Source organism: Streptomyces sp. Tek67B01 (assembly GCF_055231995.1).
This window is the reverse complement of the sequence record NZ_JBUYUY010000001.1, coordinates 6,187,560-6,204,135: the sequence shown is the minus strand read 5'-3', so window position 1 is coordinate 6,204,135 and position 16,576 is coordinate 6,187,560. Positions and strand designations below refer to the sequence as shown.

Below are 16,576 nucleotides of genomic sequence, written 5' to 3'. Positions count from 1 at the left end.
TACCGCGAGAGCCGACCGGCGGGGCGGGCCCGCTCGCGTCAGGGGCTACCGGCCGCGCAGGGTTTCGATCTCGCGGCGTTCGCGCTTCGTCGGGCGGCCCGCGCCGCGGTCGCGGATGCCGACCACGGCCGCCTCGACGGGGGTGGGCGGCGGCGGGCTCTTGTCGATGTAGCACTCGACGGCCACCGGCGCGCCGACCCGCTTGGCCACCGGCCTGCGGACCACCACGATCCGCTCGCGGCCCGCGTGGAAGAGCCGGATCTCGTCGCCCTCGCGCACGGCCTGGGCCGGCTTGGCGCGTTCGCCGTTGACCTTCACGTGACCCGCGCGGCAGGCCGTCGCCGCGGTCGAGCGGGTCTTGGTCAGGCGCACCGACCAGATCCACGCGTCCACCCGGACCGTTCCCGATACCTCATCAGCCATGTTCCGACCTTACCGAGACCGGCGGCCCGAAGCGGAACACTTTCGGCGGATACCACAACACCCCTGGCAACTGCCATGTACAACCACCCGAGGGAATTGCAAATGCGCCAAGGGTGCACCTACCTTGTCGCACATGCAGTCCTACACCATCGGACAGGCCGCGCGTCTGCTGGGCGTCAGCCCGGACACGGCGCGCCGCTGGGCCGACGCCGGCCGGGTCGCCACCCATCGCGACGAGGGCGGGCGCCGGCTGATCGACGGCCGCGCCCTGGCCGCCTTCTCCGTCGAGGTGGGTCAAGGCGCCCACAGCGACGAGGAGGAGCCGTACACCTCGGCGCGCAACGCCTTCCCGGGCATCGTCACGGCCGTCACGCTCGGCGACGTGGCCGCCCAGGTCGAGATCCAGGCCGGACCCCACCGCCTGGTGTCGCTGCTCACCCGTGAGGCCGTCGAAGAGCTCGGTCTGGAGGTCGGCATGCAGGCCACCGCCCGCGTGAAGTCCACCAGCGTGCACGTGGACCGCACCTGACCGCGGTCGCGGCCACCGCCCGGCACCACCGCTCGACCCACCGAACGTCCCCACCCGCTCCGCCCGTCCCCGGCGCGGGTCACCACCGCGCGGTCCCGGCATCCGAGCCGACCGCCGACCCGACCGAGGAGCACCGCTCATGTCCCCGACCCTGAACCGCCGCCGCGCCGCGGCCGCCGCCCTGACCGCCGCCCTCCTCGTGCCGGCCCTCGCCGCGTGCGGCGCCGACAAGAAGAGCGACGCGGCGGCCTCGCCGAGCGCCTCCTCCTCCGGCTCCGCCGCGCCCAAGGCTGCGAACCTCACCGTCCTCGCCGCGTCCTCCCTCACCGACGTCTTCAAGACGGCGGGCGCCGCGTACGAGAAGGCCCACCCGGGTGCGAAGGTGACCTTCTCCTTCGCCGGTTCGCAGGAGCTCGCCGCCCAGGTCAAGCAGGGGGCCCCGGCCGACGCGCTGGTGACCGCCGACACCAAGACGATGGACGGCCTCAAGGCCGAGACCAACGACGCGACGGTCATCGCGAAGAACCGCCTGGTCATCGCCGCCGGCAAGGACAACCCGTTCAAGATCGACGAGCTGAAGGACCTCGCGGACTCCAAGATCAAGGTCGTGCTCGCCGCGCCCGAGGTACCGGTCGGCCGCTACAGCAAGCAGATCCTCGACGCGCAGAAGATCGAGGTCAAGCCGGTCTCCCAGGAGGCCAACGTCCGCGCCGTGCTGAGCAAGGTCGAACTGGGCGAGGCCGACGCGGGTCTGGTCTACAAGACGGACTCCGCCAAGTCGGGTGACAAGGTCGTCACCGTGGACATCCCGGACGACCAGAACGCGGTCGCCTCCTACCCCGCCGCCACGCTCAAGCAGTCCAAGAACGGCGAAGCCGCCGCCGCCTTCGTGGCTTGGCTGAGCACCCCGGAGGCGCAGAAGATCCTTCAGGACGCGGGCTTCCAGAAGCCGTAACGGCGCTCACGGCCCGAACACGCGGAGGGACTGCCTGATCCGGGGGGACAGGCAGTCCCTCCCGCCCGTTGACCCGCCCGCCCTGCGGGGCCGGCAGCGGTTCCCTCGCGCGGCGCCCGCGCGAGACCTACTGTTCCCTTCCGGAACGCCGCCCGGCAAACCCGCGACCCGGCCCCGCCGGGAACCCCAGCCAGGAACCGCCTCATGAGCAGACTCCGTACCCGCGTCCGGCCGCCCGCGGCCCTGGCGCTGCCCGCGCTCCTCGCCGTGGCGTTCCTGCTGCTGCCGCTCCTCGGCATCCTGACCCGCACCCAGTGGAGCGAGCTCGGCACCCACCTGGGCAGCCCCGGTGTGGAAGCGGCGCTCAAGCTGTCGCTCCTCGTCTCCCTCTGGGCGCTGGGGCTCTCGCTCCTCCTCGGTGTGCCGCTCGCCTGGCTGCTGGCCCGCATCGACTTCAAGGGCAAGGCGTTCGTACGGTCCCTGGTGCTGCTCCCGATGGTGCTGCCGCCCACCGTCGGCGGTGTGGCCCTGCTGCTCGGCTTCGGCCGTCGGGGGCTGCTCGGGCCGTGGTTGGAGGGGACCTTCGGCATCACTTTGCCGTTCCACACCTCGGGCGCGGTCGTCGCCGCCACCTTCGTCGCGATGCCGTTCCTCGTCATCAGCCTGGAGGGCGCGCTCGGCGGCCTGAAGCGCAGTTACGAGGAGACCGCCGCCTCCCTCGGGGCCTCGCCGGTGCGGGTCTTCTTCACCGTGACCCTGCCCATGGTGGCGCCCGGCCTGATCGCGGGGGCGGCACTCACCTGGGCCCGCGCGCTCGGCGAGTTCGGGGCCACCATCACCTTCGCCGGCAACCTGCCCGGCACCACCCAGACGTTGCCGCTCCAGGTGTACCTGCTGCTCCAGGACAGCCCGGAGGCGGCGACCTCCGTATCGCTGCTGCTGCTCGCGATCGCGATGGGCGTGCTGATCGCGCTGCGCGGTCGTTGGACCGGCACCCCGGGCGCGAGCACCTCCGCCAAGGCGGCCACCGCCGTGGCCGGGGAAGCCCCCGAGCCCCTCGCCCCGGTCGAACCGGCCGTCGCACGCCGGGACGAGGGCCGGTGGCCGCTGCACGCCGAGGTCACCGGCTTCAACCGGCTGACCCTGGACGCCGGGCCCGGCACCACGATCGCCGTCGTCGGCGAGAACGGCGCCGGAAAGACCACCCTGTTGCGGGCCCTGCTCGGCCTGACCCCGCGCGCCCACGCCACCTTGCGGCTCGGCGACACCGACGTCACCGCCCTTCCCCCGCACCGGCGCCAGGTGGCCTGGGTCCCGCAGGACGGCGCGCTGTTCCCGCACCTCAGCGCGCTCGCCAACACCGCGTACGGGCTGCGCGCCCGCCGGGTGCCACGCGCGACGGCCCGCGCGGAGGCACAGGCGTGGCTGGACCGGCTCGGCGTCGGTCACCTGGCGGGGCGCAAGCCCGCGCAGCTGTCCGGCGGCCAGGCCCAGCGCGTCGCGTTGGCCCGGGCGCTCGCGGCGCGGCCCCGGCTGCTGCTCCTCGACGAGCCGCTCGCCGCCCTCGACCAGACGACGCGGGCGCGCGTGCGGCACACCCTGCGCACCCACCTGGCCGGCTTCGGCGGCGTCTGCCTGATCGTCACGCACGATCCCGTCGAGGCGGTGTCCTTGGCCGACCGGGTCCTCGTGCTCGCCGACGGGCGGACCCTCCAGGACGCACCACCCGCCGAGGTCACCCGGCATCCGCGCTCCCCCTGGGTGGCCCGGATGCTGGGCCGCAACGCCTGGCCGGGCACCGCCACCGCGGAGGGGCTCAAGCTGGCCGGAGGAGGCCGTTTGGTGGTACCCGAGGCGCTGGACGACGGATGCCCGGCGCTGGCGATCATCGCCCCGGAGGCGGTGTCCGTGCACCGGGTGCGGCCGGTCGGCAGTCCCCGCAACGTGTGGCCCGGCACCGTACGGGAGGTCACCTCGGTGGGAAGCCGGCTGCGCGTGCTGGTCGGGTCCACCGAGGCCCCGGACCTCGTCGCGGAGATCACCCCCGAGGCGGCGGCCGAGCTGGGGATCGTCGACGGCGTCGAGGTGTGGACCAGCGTCAAGGCCACCGAGGTGACCCTCGTACGGCTCTGACCGGGTGTCAGGCGCCGGGCCGTACGGAGAGCCAGTCCCCGGCGGCGAAGGCGTCGACACCGATCAGGGTGCGTTCCGCGCGGGCCGCCGAGACGGCAAGGACGCCTTCGGAGCGGCCGGCCGCGAAGCGGGGCGCCTCCAGGGTGAGCAAGGCGGCGCGTTTCCCGGTGGTGCGGCGGAAGTCGGCGAGCAGTCCTTCCATCAGGGCGGCCTCTTTGCGGTCGACGCTCCGCGGGGCGTGGCGTTCCACGACAGCCACCGCGCCCGTACCCGGTTCCCGGGTCGCGGCCGCCAACGCATCGCGCACCGCCCGCATCCGGTCCAGCCCGGCGCCCCCGTCCAGCGTCCGCCGGCCGCTGTCGAGCGTCACGAACCGTACGCCGCGGTGTACGGACGCGGGGCCGGGCCGGCCGCCGCCGAGGACGAAGTCGACACCCGGCGGCGGCGCTTGGCCGGCCGGGAGCACCGCGAACCGCCAAGGCCGCGCCGCCAAGGCGGCGGTGGTGCCCACCACGGGGTCGGTGGCCGCGCGCACGGCGGGAGCCGGCCCGGTCGGCGGGGTCGCGGCGGTCAGGGTGTCCAGCAGCAGCCGGCCGGGCCGGGTCCCGGGCGCCGCCGAGAGCCGGGTCACGGTCAGCGGCGGCTGCGCCCCGCCAGGCAGCGGCAGGGTGATCCGGCGCCGCCCGGACCAGGTCACGGTCGGTCCGCGCAGGGCGACGGCGGCCCCGTCAGCGTCGGTCAGGTGCACCGTGGGGCGGGCTCCGGACCCGTCCCCCGTCACCCACAGGGACACCGAACGGGCGAGCTCCGGCACCGGGACCGGGCCCGGCGGTGTGGCGTACGCCGTCCTGGTAAGGGCCGGGGCCAGGGCCAGCGCGCCGGCGGCCGGGGAGGCGCCCGGGCCGGTCCAACGGGCGGGGTCCTCGGGGCCGGCGAGGGGCAGCTCGTCCAGGCCGACGCCGAGCGCGAGCTCGGCGGTGGCGCCGGTGGCCCGGACGGTGACGCCGAGCCGTCCGGTGGCGTGCGGGACCCGGGCGGTCACGGTGAAGGCGCCCTTGCCGTCGTCGGCGACGCGCCAGCGGGAGCGGTCGAACCGGAGCGTCACGTCCCGGGGTTCGACCGGCGCGGCGGCGCCTTGGGCGTCGTAGCCGGTCAGCGCGAACCCGGCGTGCGCGGCGGGCCCGGGGAGGCCGATCCGGTCGTTGGTGGGCCGGAGCCGGGTCAGCGGGCCGAGGACGTCCACGCGCAGCGAGCCGGTGGCCGGGCCGCGTCGGGCCGTTACGGTCGCGGGGCCCGGCCGCAGCGCGTGGAAGACCCCGTCCGGGTCGATCCGGCCGCCGCCCGCGGCGGACCAGCGCGGGGCGCCGGGGGCGGGGCCGAGCGCGGAGTCGTGGCCGGTGGCGTCGAGCGTGCGGGTCAGGCCGGGGAAGGCGCGGGCCGGACCGGCCACGGGCTCGACGCGGTACCCGGTGAGCCGGCCGGCGCCGGCGGGGACGGTGAGGACGAGTCCGTTGGGGACCGGGCGGAGCGAGCCGTCCGACGGGGAGTTCTCCACGGTCAGGGCGGGGGCCCCGCTGCGGCCGGCGAGCAGGGTCGAGGAACCGCCGCCGTCCAGGTTGAGGGCGTCGAAGGCGCCGAGCCGGCGCATCATCCGGCCGAGTCCGGTCAGGGTGAGGCCGCCGCTGTCGTGTTGGCGGCCGTCGACGGTGATCAGGCGCAGCCGTCGCCCGTCCTTCGAGAGGCCGACCGCGGTGCGCGGGGCGGCGGCGTTGTTGGGTTCACGGTCGTGGTTCTGCGCGGTTCCGGCCAGGACCAGCGGCTCGCGCCCGCCGAGAGCCGTCTCGGGGGCCGGTCCTCCGGAGGCGGCGACCGGGCGGGCCGTCACCGCGACCGGGTCTCCGGGACGCAGGGCGGCGAGTTCGGTCGCGGCGGCCCCGGTGGCTGCGAGCAGGGTGGCGCCTGCGGCGGGGCGGCCGACCGGCTGTCGGGCGGGGCCGGTCACCCGGCCGTCGCGCAGTTCCACGGCCCGTGTCGCGGCGGCGGGCATGCGGATGCCGGGCCAGTCGTCGGTGTAGAGCGTGAAGCCGTCGGGCGGCCGGGCGGCGTTGTAGCCGGCCAGGGGCCGGACGGCGCCGCCCGGCAGCGTCACCGTCCCCGAGAGGCCCAACCGAAGGAGGCGACCGGCGCCGTCGGGGCCGAAGCCGACCGCCATGCCCGCGCCGGGGCCCGGGGAGGGGGAGTGCAGGAGCCGCCCGGCGCGCAGCCCGGGACCGAGGGGGGCCCGGGTGGCCCGGATGTCGAAGAAGTCCCCGTTGACGGCGCCGACGACGCGTCGCCCGGGACCGGCCGGGTGCCGGGCGGCGGCTTCGGCGAGGGTGGCGGGGTGCGCCGGGTCCGGTCCGGGGCCGCCGAGGTACTCGGCCCGTACGCCGTCGGGTCCGCCGAGGTCGGCGACGAGTTCGTCGATCCGCAGCCACCGGTCGGCCTGGAGGCGGTCGTAGGACTCCAGGCGCACCCCGGGGGCGATCTGCCGGGAGGTGCGGGCGGTCTCGATGCCCTCGTCGTCGGCGGCCCGCGCCGGGGGCGCCACGACGAGGGCGGCGCAGACCAGCGCGGCGAGCAGGGGGACGAGCGGGGCGGTACGGGAACCGGGGAGGGGACGGGAAGCGGGCGGCAGGGGACGTCGGTTCGACACCCGGGCAGCATCGAACGGAAAGCCGCGCGACGAGAGCGTGTTCGCCGTGCCGCGCCCGCCGGTTCAGCCATTCGGGTTCAGTCGTGCGGCCAGCCCCGGGCCGGACCGTTCAGCCCGGCGGCGGGGACACGTCGAACTCGCACCACACACACTTCCCGCCGCCCCTGGGTTCCACTCCCCAGGCGTCCGCCAGCTCGTCCACCAGCAGCAGACCGCGTCCCGACATCGCCCACTCCCCCGCCTCACGGCGGTGCGGCAGGGCGCTGCTGGAGTCCTCCACCTCGATCCTCACCCGCCCCTGCGCGGTCTGGCGCATGTTGACTCGACCACCGCCATCGGTGTGGACCAGGGCGTTGGTCATCAGCTCGTCGGCGGCGAGCACGATCTCGTCCGAGCGGTCGCGGGCCCCCCACGCCTGCGACGCCGCGCGAATCAGGTGCCGGGCGTGCCCCGGGGACGCCGGGTCATCCGGGTCCAGCCGGTGGTGCAACGGGCCGCCGCCACGCGGGGCGGGCGTGCCCCTGCGGCGCAGCAGGAGCAGCGCCATATCGTCGCCGCCGCCCGCGTCACCGATGAGGTCGCACAGCACGTCGGCGAGCTCCTCGACATCCGTGGGGCCGTCGCGGACCGCGTCCATCAGCTCGCGCATGCCCGTCTCGGAGTCGCCCCCGGGGCGCTCGATCAGGCCGTCCGTGCACAGCACCAAGGTGTCGCCGGGGTGCAGGTCCAAGGCGGTGACGGGATAGCCGGTGCCGGACCCGGGCGGCGTGTCGGCGCCGCCGGGCGGGCGCAGCCCGAGCGGGAGGCCGCCCGCCGCCTGGACGCGGTGGGCGCTGCCGTCGCCGCGCCGCAGGACCGGGTCGAGGTGGCCTGCGCGGACCATGCGCAACGTCCCGGTGTTCAGGTCCACCTCGGCGTAGGTGCAGGTGGCGAAGCGTTCCGTCTCCAGCTCCCGCAGGAAGGTCGAGGCCCGCGCCATCGCGGTGCCGGGCGTGTGCCCCTCGGCGACGTAGGCGCGCAGGGCGATGCGCAGCTGACCCATGACGGCCGCCGCGCCGGTGTCGTGCCCCTCCACGTCGCCGATCATCACACCGACCCGGCCGTCGCCGAGCGGGATGACGTCGTACCAGTCGCCGCCGATGTCCCGGCCGACCCTGGCGGACCGGTAGCGGACGGCGATCCGGACGCCGGCGACCTCCGGTATGCGGCGCGGGAGCATGGCCCGCTGGAGGCCTTCGGCGAGATCGTGCTCCTGTTCGAAGAGCATGGCCCGTTGGAGGCTCTGGGCGATGCCGCTGCCCAACGCCATCAGCACGTTGCGTTCCTCGGCGGTGAAGTCCCCCGCTCGGGTGTAGAGCAGGCCGAGTGCGCCGATGGCACGGCCCTGGGCGATGAGGGGCAGGTAGACGCCGCTGGACACGTCGAGCGGCTCGATGTAGGGCCACAGCAACGGGTAGCGCTCCCGGAAGTCGCTCCGCGAGGCGATGAAGACCGGGCTGAGGTTCCGTACGGCCTCGCTCATCGGGAACCGCGCGTCGATGCGGGTGTACTCGATCTCGGGGACGTACGAGCCCAGCCGGCCCTCCGCGACCAGGTGGATACGGCCGCCGTCGACGACGCCGAGCATCACGCTGACCGCCCCGAGGTGCCCGAGCGCCTCCGGGTCCTTGAGGACGTCCGTGACGTCGTTGACGGTGCGGGCGTGCGCGAGGATCGCGGTGGTCCGTTCGACGACGCCGGTCATCCGGCGCCGGCCTTCGTCGTGCGCGCCGTCCGCCCCGGGCTCGCCGGGGTCGTGGGCGGCGTCCCGCAGGATGCCGATGATCCGGTACGGGCGGCCCTGCGGGTCGCGCAGGATGTGCCCCTGGATGTGGGTCCAGCCCGCGCTGCCGTCGCGTCGTCGGCTGCGGAAGTAGGCGCCGTAGTGGCTGCGGCCCTCCTTGAGGGCCTGCGCGACGCGCGCGTCGATGCGCGCTTCCTCGCCGGACACCAGGCGGGCGCGCAGTCCGTCGGGGGTACCGCTGAACTCGTCGGGGCGCAGGTCGAGCACCTCGAGGGCGGTCGGGTCGAGGTGCATCAGTCCGCTGTCGAGGTCCCAGTCGAAAGTGCCCATGCGGTTCAGCGCGAGGCTGGTGTCCGGCCGCGCGGGCCAGCCGACTTCGGGGGCCGTCTCTCCCCGCTGGTCCATACAGTCAGCCTCTCATGGGTTACCGGACGTCGCCGGTGGGCGGGTGGTAGGCGGCGGGCGAGAGCGTGCCGGGACCGGTCGGCTCGTAGTCGGCGGACGAGACGGACGGGCCCGGGTTGGCGGGCTCCGCCGGGGCCGCGTGGCTGGGGGAGGCCGTGCTCGACGTGGCCGCGCTCGGGGACCCGGTGCCCGTCGTGGCCGTGCCGGTGGACTCGGTGCTCGGCTTGGGGGGCGAGGTGTGCGGCCCGACGAGGGCCGGGTGAGAGGTGTGCGACCCGGGGTGATCCGGTTCGGGCGGGGACGCGGAAGAGGTGTCGGGGGATTCCGGAGGGGAGGAGGGCGGGGATTCGGGGGGCGAGGAGGGCGGGGATTCGGGGGGCGAGGAGGGCGGGGATTCGGGGGGCGAGAGAGGCGACTCGGGGGGAAGCGCCGGGGACCGTGGCGGCGACGCCGGCGGGGATTGCGGCGGGGAGATGGTGGGCGGCCGCGACGAGGGCGGCGGCTTCTCGACCACCGGCGGCGGCACGGTCTTGTCGTGCTTGCCCTCGTGGTCGTTCCGGTCGCGCTCGACCCAGCGCCCGTGGTGGTGGTCGTAGATCACGAACTTGTGCACGACGGTCACCGACGGCGCGATGACCACCACCTGGGAGGGCCGGTACGAGGGCCACGGCTGCCCGGTCCGCTTCGGCTCGCCGCCCCGCAGGGCCACCGGGGGCGCCAGCGGGTTCCCGCAGGCGCAGCGCACCCGCGGTACGCCCCTGTCGTCGACGAGGACCGCCGTCCCTGCCTGGAGCACGGCCTGGTAGGCGGTGGGCTTGCCGTCACGGTAGCCGTGGTTGGTGACCCGGGTGTCGGCGCGCAGTTGGAGCGGGGTCAGCGAGCGCAGGTAGTCGGGAACGGCGGCGGGCCTGACGGCGAGCGCCGAGGCGAAGGCCGCGTTCTTCGCCGGGTCGGCGGTCAGCGACTTGATCTGCTTCTCCACATCACAACTGGCCACGTCCTTGGTACCGCCGTAGAGCCCGGGCGCCGCCCCGCTGACGCTGCGGGTGACGGTCGTCCCGGTCGTCGCCGTGCCGCTCGGCGCGGTGCTCGGCCCTTGGGGGGACGGGGCCTGCGGGGACGGCGTGCCCTGGTCGGTCGCGGTGGACTCGGTGAAGGGGTCGGGTCCGGTCGCGGAGACGGGCTGGAGGAAGACCTCACCACCGGCCTTGCCCGACGGAGTGCCGCCCGGCCGGGTGAGGACGACGACGAGGGCGGCGACGGCCGCCACCGCGACGACGGCCGCCGCCAGGCGGGGTACGGAACGCCACCACGGCCCCTTGGGCGGCGGCGCGCCCGGCCCCGAAGGGGGCCCGGAGGGAGGCGCGGGCGGCGGGACGCTCCCGCCTCCCCCACCCGAGAGCGGGCCGGAGGGAGGGCCGGACGGGGGCTGGTCGGACGGCGGTCGTGAGGTGTCCCACGGCTGCCGAGACTGGGGTGGCCGCGGCGGTTCCTCACCTGAGGGTTGCGTGGTCACGGGCTCTTCTTCCCCTGCGGAGGCGGTCCGGGACGGTGGACGTTCCGCAGCTGCCGTACGGACATGTCCATCGATATCCGCGTGTATCGCTCTCCTGCGGACCATTGTGTGCGTCCTTCCGGTGGTGGCCGCAAGCCGGCGGTGCCACCTTTGCGGAGTGAGCAGTCCTTCGACGACGACGGCGACCCCCCGGGGCACGAAGGCCTGGCGTGACGGCTTCGTCGCCGTGGCGGCGGCTTTCGTGGTCATGTTCGCGGTCGCCGCGGCCGGGTCGGCCTGCGCGGGCGCCGGCGGCCTGCCGGGCGGCGCCTACCCGCGCGTGGTCGCCGCGGTGGTCGTGCTGGCGGCGGGCGGCTCGGTCGACGCCTCGGGCGGGGCCGCCTCGTTGGCCGAGACCACGCTGGACCTTTCCGTGCTGCCGCTGTCGGTGAGCCTGGCCGGTGTGCTGATCGCGGGCTGCGCCTTCCTGCGGCCCCTGCGTGGCCGGGCGGTGGCAGGCACCCGGGAACTCCTGGGCCGGGCCGCTCCGTTGATCGCGTTCTGGCTGATCGCCCTACTGGGAACAGGCCTCGCGGCCCGGCAGACCTTCGCCCTCTCCCCCGGCGACCCGCTGCTCTCCGACATCGGCGAACTGGTCGGCTCCGCCCCGACGGTCGGCTTCGAGGCCGACCTGCCGCTGACCCTGCTCGGCGGACTGCTGTGGATCGTCGGCCTGTTGGTCGTGGCCTTGCTGGTGTCGCGGCGCGCCCCCCTGCCGGCCGGGCTGGTCCGCTTCCACACGGCGGTGCGCCCGGCCGCCTTCGCCACCAGGGCGCTGCTCCTCGTGTACGTGGCGCTCGGGGCGGTCATCGGCCTCGTGGTGGCGGCCACCCAGGGACACGCCGAACGCACCCTGGCCGTCATGCTGCTGGGCCTGCCGAACCTGGCGTGGATCGCGTTGACGGTGGGGCTGGGCGGGGCCTGGGTGGGCGGGGTCGAGGGGCCGTTCGGGCTGCCGCTGCCGCACGTTCTGGATCAGGTGCTGCGGGGCCCGGGGCGTTCCACGGTCGACGTGTCCTCTCTCGCGGAGCGAGACTCCCACTGGTGGTGGCTGGTCGTGGTCGCCGCCGTCCTGTTGTTGGGCACGGGCGTGCTGGCGGCCGTACGCTCCCCGGCCGAGGTCCGGCCCTGGCGGCACGCGCTGCACCTCGGCCTGGCGCTGGCCCTGGCCGTCCTGACGGTCTGTCTACTGGCGGGCGTGCGGGCCGGTTTCGGGCTGTCGCTCTTGGGGATCGGCGACGTGGGCGGCCTCGGCGGCAGGGTCGAACTCACCCCGGTCCTGTGGCGCACCGTCGGCCTGGGCCTGCTGTGGGGCGCGGTGGCCGGGTACCTCGGCGCCCTCTTGGCCCGTCCGCTGCGCCACCGGGGGCCGGTGGACGGGGCGGAGGGTCCCGCGAAGCCCTGACCTGAGAGGCTGTCCGCCCCGCGGCGGCCAACCGATGGTCCGTACGGGTGAACCGGATCGGATCGATTCGGCGGCGAATCGATTCCGCGTGCCAACCTCACCTCCGTGAACACGTTTAAAGGCCTGTTCCGGCCGCTCCATGCCGGCGGTCTGCTTGCCGTATCCGCAGTCGCCCTGATCCTGTCCACCGCCCTCCCCACGGGAGCGACACCCACCGGCGCCCGGTACCTCGCCGGTTCCGTCGGCGCGCGGGACGCGACACCCCGGGAGGTCTCGGCCAGCGCGGTCTACTGCCCCGACGGCATGCTCGTCCAGTCCGGCGGCTACTCGCTGGAGAACGGCAACTCCGGCCCCGTGCTGGCCAGTCACCCCGTGGTCGGGCCGGACGGCCGCAAGGGCTGGTACGCCTCCGCCTCGCACGCCGATGTCAGGGCGTACGTGGTCTGCCGTTCCGCCCTCGTCTCCGACTCCTGACCGGGCGCTTCCTCGCCGCCCCGCTCGGCGCGCCTCCCCGCCGCGCCCGGGTGTCGCTCCTCAGGCGCCACCGGCGCGCGACCGGAACACCGGCATCGCCCAACGCGGCGGTGGTGGTGCGGGACCCCGGTCCGCGGCCGACCCGAGGGCGCCCGCGCGTTGCCCCGGCGACCCTTCGGAACGCGCCGTCCCACCCGGCGACCCGGCCGACCCGGCCGTCTCCCCCGCCCGCCGCAGCGCCCCCGTGAACTCCAGGCAGCCGCGCCACCGTCGCTCCGGCGACTTGGCCAACGCCTTGCCCAGCACCTCGTCGACGGCCACCGGCAGGTCGGGCCGGAGCGAGGTCACCGGAGGCGGCTGATCGAACTGGTGGGCCCAGAGCAGGGCCATGTCGTCGTCGCGCCGGAACGGCGGGGCCCCGGTCAGCATCTCCTGTACGACGCACCCCAGGGCGTACACGTCGCAGCGCCCGTCGACCGGCTTGCCGGAAATCTGCTCCGGCGCGACGTAGTCGAGGGTCCCCACGAACTGTCCGACGCTCGTGAACCCGGTCAGCGACAGCGACTTCTTCGTCAACCCGAAATCCGTCAGGTACACGTGCTCGGGGTGCTCGCTGTCGGTGCCCTCCGCCACCAGGATGTTGCCCGGCTTGACGTCCCGGTGGACCAGGTCGTGGGCGTGGGCCGCGTCCAGCGCGGAGGCCACCTGCGCCGCGATGCGCGCCGCCGTACGGACGGGCAGGGGGCCCGTCCGGTCCAGCAGGGCCCGTAGGTCCTGCCCGGCGACGTAGCGCATCGCGATGTACAGCAGGCCGTCCGTCTCGCCCGCCTCGAAGACGGGCACGATGTGGGGGTGGTCGATGGCGGCGGCCACCTTCGACTCGTGGGCGAACCGCTGCCTGAAGGTGTCGTTGCGGGCGAGTTCGGGCGCGAGCAGTTTCAACGCCACCGTCCGGTCCAGCCGCAGGTCCAGGGCCCGGTAGACGACCGCCATTCCGCCGCGCCCGATCTCGCTCTGCACCTGGTACCCGGCGATCCGCCTGCCGCGCAGGTCGGAGGCCCGACCGCCGAGCGGTTCGACGGACATCACCGGTCGCCGCTCTCCGGGATCTCCACGACCAGGGTCGACTCGTGCCCGCCGTCGCCCGCCCCGGATGAGTCCGCATCCGGCGGGGACTCACCCGACGCGGACTCATCCGGGGCGGGCGCTCCCACGTCGGCCGGCGCACCGGACTGCGACCCGTCGGGGGGTCGCGTTCCGGCGGCGGAGCCCGGCCCGGAGACGACGGCGTAGGTCGCCGCCCTGCCACCTTCGGCGTACAGCCACCGCCCGGCAGCCTCGTCGTAGAGCCACACCGACTCCCCGTCGATCACCACGCCCGCCCGCAGTCCCCGCGTGCCCCTGCGGAAGCCCTCGGTGTCCACGCGCCCGGCGGCGAGCTGGTCCGCGGCCCTGCGATAGCGTTCCAACACGTCGGCGTTGCGTGCCAGCAGCGGCGCGGGGTCCTCGCTGCGCGCCAGCGACCGCCCGCCCGTCGGCGGGGGCTGCGGCACGGCCACCAACAGTCGGCCGTCCACCCACGCGGACCATCCGTTGGCGCACAGGACCTCGCCCCACTCGCCCTGTCGGGACAGCAGTTGCACGGGCAGGAACGGGTCGAGGGCGACGGTCGGCCGTGACACGTCCGGTGCCTCCCAGGCGGGCAGTCCGTCCTGCGGTACGACGTGCGTGGGCCGGAAGTCCGCGGCGTCGGCAGGGCTCGTCATCGAGGTCATCGGGTCTACTTCCGCATGATGGCGGGCTCGTGTCGGCGCAGCAGCCGGGAGACCAGCACACCGAACAGCACGGACAGCGCGACCAGCATCCCCACGTCGAGCAGCCACACCCCGGCGGAGTGCGCGAACAGCGGGTCGTCGGTGATCTTGCCCGGCACGATCGCGGCGAGGTCGATGGTCCCGGCCATGGCGCCGAGCGCCCAGCGCGAGGGAACGAGCCAGGCCAGTTGCTCGATCACCGGTACGCCGTCCAACTGGAGCAGGGCGCCGCAGAAGACCACCTGCACGATGGCGAGGAGGACCAGCAGCGGCATCGTGACCTCCTCCTTCCTGACCAGTGCGGACACCAGCAGGCCGAGCATCATCGCGGTGAACGACAACAGGGCGACGGCGATCGTGATCTCCACGAGCGGGGGCAGGAAGACTCCCCTGCCGCCGGGGGCGTTGAGTTTCACCCCGAGGAGCGCCACCAGCGTCAACACCACCGCCTGCGCGACGGTGATCGCGCCCAGGACGACCACTTTCGACATGAGGTAGGCGGAGCGCGAGAGTCCCACGGCGCGCTCGCGCCGGTAGATGGTGCGCTCCTTGACCAGTTCGCGCACCGCGTTCGCCGCGCCGGTGAGCACGCCGCCCACACACAGGATGAGCAGGGCGTTGATCGCCGTCTCCTGGGTGAGGGAGTGGCCGGCCAGGGCGCGGGCCATGGCGCCCATCACGAACGGCAGCGCGATCATGATGGCGAGGAAGGTGCGGTCGGCGCCGAGCGCGGCCGCGTAGCGCCGGACGAGGGTCGAAAGCTGCGCCGCCCAGCTCTGCGCCTTCGGCGGGGCGACGGCGAAGCGGGCCGCTCCGGCGGGGGCGCCGGCCGCCATGGGCTCGCCCGGAACCCGCACGTAGGTCCGGTACAGGGTCGAGCCGCGGTACTCACCCGCCCAGTCCCGGTCCTGCTGGTTCTCGAAGGCTTCGAAGGCCTCCGGCCACTCGTCGAAGCCGAAGAAGCCGAGGGTCTCGCCGGGCGGTCCGAAGTAGGCGACGCGTCCGCCGGGGGCGAGGACCAGCAGTCGGTCGCAGACGTCGAGGCTGAGCACGCTGTGGGTGACCACGATGACGGTCCGGCCGTCGTCGGCGAGGTCGCGCAGCATGTGCATCACCGAGCGGTCCATGCCGGGGTCGAGCCCGGAGGTCGGCTCGTCGAGGAAGAGCAGGGAGGGCTTCGTCAGCAGTTCCAGCGCGACGGAGACCCGCTTGCGCTGGCCGCCCGAGAGACTGTGGATGGTCTGGTCGGCGCGCTGGACGAGACCGAGCTCCCGGATGACCTCGTCCACCCGCGCCTGCCGTTCCGCCTTGGCGGTGTCCTGCGGGAAGCGCAGTTCGGCGGCGTAGGTCAGGGCGCGTCGCACGGTGAGTTGGGCGTGCAGGATGTCGTCCTGCGGGACGAGTCCGATGCGGCTGCGCAGTTCGGCGTAGTCGCGGTAGAGGTCGCGTCCGTCGTAGAGGACGGCGCCCTGCTCGGCGGGGCGCAGCCCGGTGAGCGCGCCGAGGAGGGTGGATTTGCCGGCGCCGCTGGGGCCGACGACCGCGAGCAGGCACTTGGCGCCCACGGGGAAGGAGACGTGGTCGAGCAGGACCTTGCGGCCGTGGTCGACCCTGACGGCGAGGTCCTGGACGTCGAGGGAGACCTCGCCGGTGTCCACGTACTCCTGGAGTTGGTCGCCGATGAGGCAGAAGGCGGTGTGTCCGATGCCGACGATGTCGCCCTCGGCGACGGTCCCCCGCTCGACGCGGGCGCCGTTGAGGTAGGTGCCGTTGTGGCTGCCGACGTCGGCGATCTCGTACGTCCCGTCGGGCAGGGCGCGCAGTTCGGCGTGGCGGCGGGAGACGACGAGGTCGTCGACGACGAGGTCGTTGTCGGGGGCGCGGCCGATGCGGACGGTCCGTGCGGGCAGCGGTCGTACGGAGGCGGGCCGGTGGAAGGTGGCGGACAGGGCGGGGTTCGTGACGGAGGACGGCCGGGCGGGGGCGCGCTCGGCCGGGACGCGCTCGCCGGCCGCGCCGAGGAGGACGGCGCGGGGGCCGTCCTCGGCGCTGCCGAAGCGCAGTTCGCTGCCGGGGCCGACGCTCCATTCGCGGACGCGGTGGCCGTCGGCCCAGGTGCCGTTGGTGCTGCCCTCGTCCTCGACGGTCCAGTGGTCGCCTTCGGGACGCAGGATCGCGTGGTGCCAGGAGACGCGGGCGTCGTCGAGACAGATCTCGCAGTGGGGATCGCGCCCGACGTGGTACGTCCGGCCCGGGCTGATCGGGGTGGAGCCCCGGGCGGTCTCCAGCACGAGTTCGGGTGCGGCCGGCGCACCGGGTCGCTGGACCATGGACAGAATCTTCCCACGTTCCGAGCGGCGCGGCATAACCGCAGGTCAGGGCCGCGTTATGGGTAATGACAACGG

11 protein-coding genes and 1 pseudogene are annotated in these 16,576 nt (G+C 74.7%); 5 read left to right on the top strand and 7 right to left on the bottom strand.

Annotation, left to right across the window (positions count from 1 at the left end):
- Nucleotides 1–45: 45 nt before the first annotated feature.
- Complete coding sequence (locus ACV7NM_RS28005) at nt 46–423, bottom strand: RNA-binding S4 domain-containing protein (protein ID WP_463412873.1); 378 nt, start codon at nt 421–423, stop codon at nt 46–48.
- Nucleotides 424–556: 133 nt separating this feature from the next.
- On the opposite strand from ACV7NM_RS28005, the gene ACV7NM_RS28000 reads away from it, so the two are divergent.
- From ACV7NM_RS28000 to ACV7NM_RS27990, 3 genes are all read left to right on the top strand, one after another.
- Entirely contained in the window at nt 557–952 is a 396-nt protein-coding gene (locus ACV7NM_RS28000) for a TOBE domain-containing protein (protein ID WP_463412872.1), read from the top strand.
- Between the two features lie 139 nt (nt 953–1,091).
- Nucleotides 1,092–1,907: a molybdate ABC transporter substrate-binding protein gene (gene modA / locus ACV7NM_RS27995; RefSeq protein WP_463412871.1), complete on the top strand. Its 816-nt coding sequence runs from the start codon at nt 1,092–1,094 to the stop codon at nt 1,905–1,907.
- Between the two features lie 204 nt (nt 1,908–2,111).
- Entirely contained in the window at nt 2,112–4,040 is a 1,929-nt protein-coding gene (locus tag ACV7NM_RS27990; RefSeq protein WP_463412870.1) for an ABC transporter permease, read from the top strand.
- A 7-nt stretch (nt 4,041–4,047) separates the two neighbouring features.
- On the opposite strand, the gene ACV7NM_RS27985 is transcribed toward ACV7NM_RS27990, so the two are convergent.
- From ACV7NM_RS27985 to ACV7NM_RS27975, 3 genes and pseudogenes are all read right to left on the bottom strand, one after another.
- Nucleotides 4,048–6,735: a phosphodiester glycosidase family protein gene (locus tag ACV7NM_RS27985; RefSeq protein WP_463412869.1), complete on the bottom strand. Its 2,688-nt coding sequence runs from the start codon at nt 6,733–6,735 to the stop codon at nt 4,048–4,050.
- Nucleotides 6,736–6,844: 109 nt separating this feature from the next.
- A complete protein-coding gene (locus tag ACV7NM_RS27980; protein WP_463412868.1) occupies nt 6,845–8,923 on the bottom strand; it encodes a SpoIIE family protein phosphatase in 2,079 nt (692 codons plus the stop codon).
- 277 nt (nt 8,924–9,200) lie between these two features.
- Nucleotides 9,201–10,544, bottom strand: a pseudogene (locus tag ACV7NM_RS27975) (DUF6777 domain-containing protein); the annotation flags it as partial.
- A gap of 52 nt (nt 10,545–10,596) precedes the next feature.
- Between ACV7NM_RS27975 and ACV7NM_RS27970 the strand changes: the two are divergent.
- A complete protein-coding gene (locus ACV7NM_RS27970; RefSeq protein ID WP_463412867.1) occupies nt 10,597–11,883 on the top strand; it encodes a streptophobe family protein in 1,287 nt (428 codons plus the stop codon).
- A 105-nt stretch (nt 11,884–11,988) separates the two neighbouring features.
- Nucleotides 11,989–12,357, top strand: a complete 369-nt coding sequence (locus tag ACV7NM_RS27965) for a hypothetical protein (RefSeq protein ID WP_463412866.1) — start codon at nt 11,989–11,991, stop codon at nt 12,355–12,357.
- A gap of 60 nt (nt 12,358–12,417) precedes the next feature.
- On the opposite strand, the gene ACV7NM_RS27960 is transcribed toward ACV7NM_RS27965, so the two are convergent.
- Genes ACV7NM_RS27960 through ACV7NM_RS27950 form a run of 3 tightly spaced genes read right to left on the bottom strand, consistent with a single transcriptional unit; the run spans nt 12,418 to nt 16,501 of the window.
- Nucleotides 12,418–13,443 carry a serine/threonine-protein kinase gene (locus tag ACV7NM_RS27960; RefSeq protein ID WP_463412865.1) on the bottom strand — a complete coding sequence of 342 codons (1,026 nt, stop codon included), beginning with the start codon at nt 13,441–13,443 and terminating at the stop codon, nt 12,418–12,420.
- Complete coding sequence (locus ACV7NM_RS27955) at nt 13,443–14,132, bottom strand: hypothetical protein (RefSeq protein WP_463412864.1); 690 nt, start codon at nt 14,130–14,132, stop codon at nt 13,443–13,445. The genes ACV7NM_RS27960 and ACV7NM_RS27955 overlap by 1 nt, the downstream gene beginning before the upstream one ends.
- 5 nt (nt 14,133–14,137) lie before the next feature.
- Nucleotides 14,138–16,501 carry an ABC transporter ATP-binding protein/permease gene (locus ACV7NM_RS27950; RefSeq protein WP_463412863.1) on the bottom strand — a complete coding sequence of 788 codons (2,364 nt, stop codon included), beginning with the start codon at nt 16,499–16,501 and terminating at the stop codon, nt 14,138–14,140.
- Nucleotides 16,502–16,576: the final 75 nt, after the last annotated feature.

What these genes read in the sequence shown, in the direction of transcription:
- ACV7NM_RS28005 (WP_463412873.1), bottom strand. Translation starts at nt 423, where the DNA reads ATGGCTGATGAGGTATCGGGAACGGTCCGGGTGGACGCGTGGATCTGG.
- ACV7NM_RS28000 (WP_463412872.1), top strand. Translation starts at nt 557, where the DNA reads ATGCAGTCCTACACCATCGGACAGGCCGCGCGTCTGCTGGGCGTCAGC.
- modA (WP_463412871.1), top strand. Translation starts at nt 1,092, where the DNA reads ATGTCCCCGACCCTGAACCGCCGCCGCGCCGCGGCCGCCGCCCTGACC.
- ACV7NM_RS27990 (WP_463412870.1), top strand. Translation starts at nt 2,112, where the DNA reads ATGAGCAGACTCCGTACCCGCGTCCGGCCGCCCGCGGCCCTGGCGCTG.
- ACV7NM_RS27980 (WP_463412868.1), bottom strand. Translation starts at nt 8,923, where the DNA reads ATGGACCAGCGGGGAGAGACGGCCCCCGAAGTCGGCTGGCCCGCGCGG.
- ACV7NM_RS27960 (WP_463412865.1), bottom strand. Translation starts at nt 13,443, where the DNA reads ATGTCCGTCGAACCGCTCGGCGGTCGGGCCTCCGACCTGCGCGGCAGG.
- ACV7NM_RS27955 (WP_463412864.1), bottom strand. Translation starts at nt 14,132, where the DNA reads ATGACCTCGATGACGAGCCCTGCCGACGCCGCGGACTTCCGGCCCACG.
- ACV7NM_RS27950 (WP_463412863.1), bottom strand. Translation starts at nt 16,501, where the DNA reads ATGGTCCAGCGACCCGGTGCGCCGGCCGCACCCGAACTCGTGCTGGAG.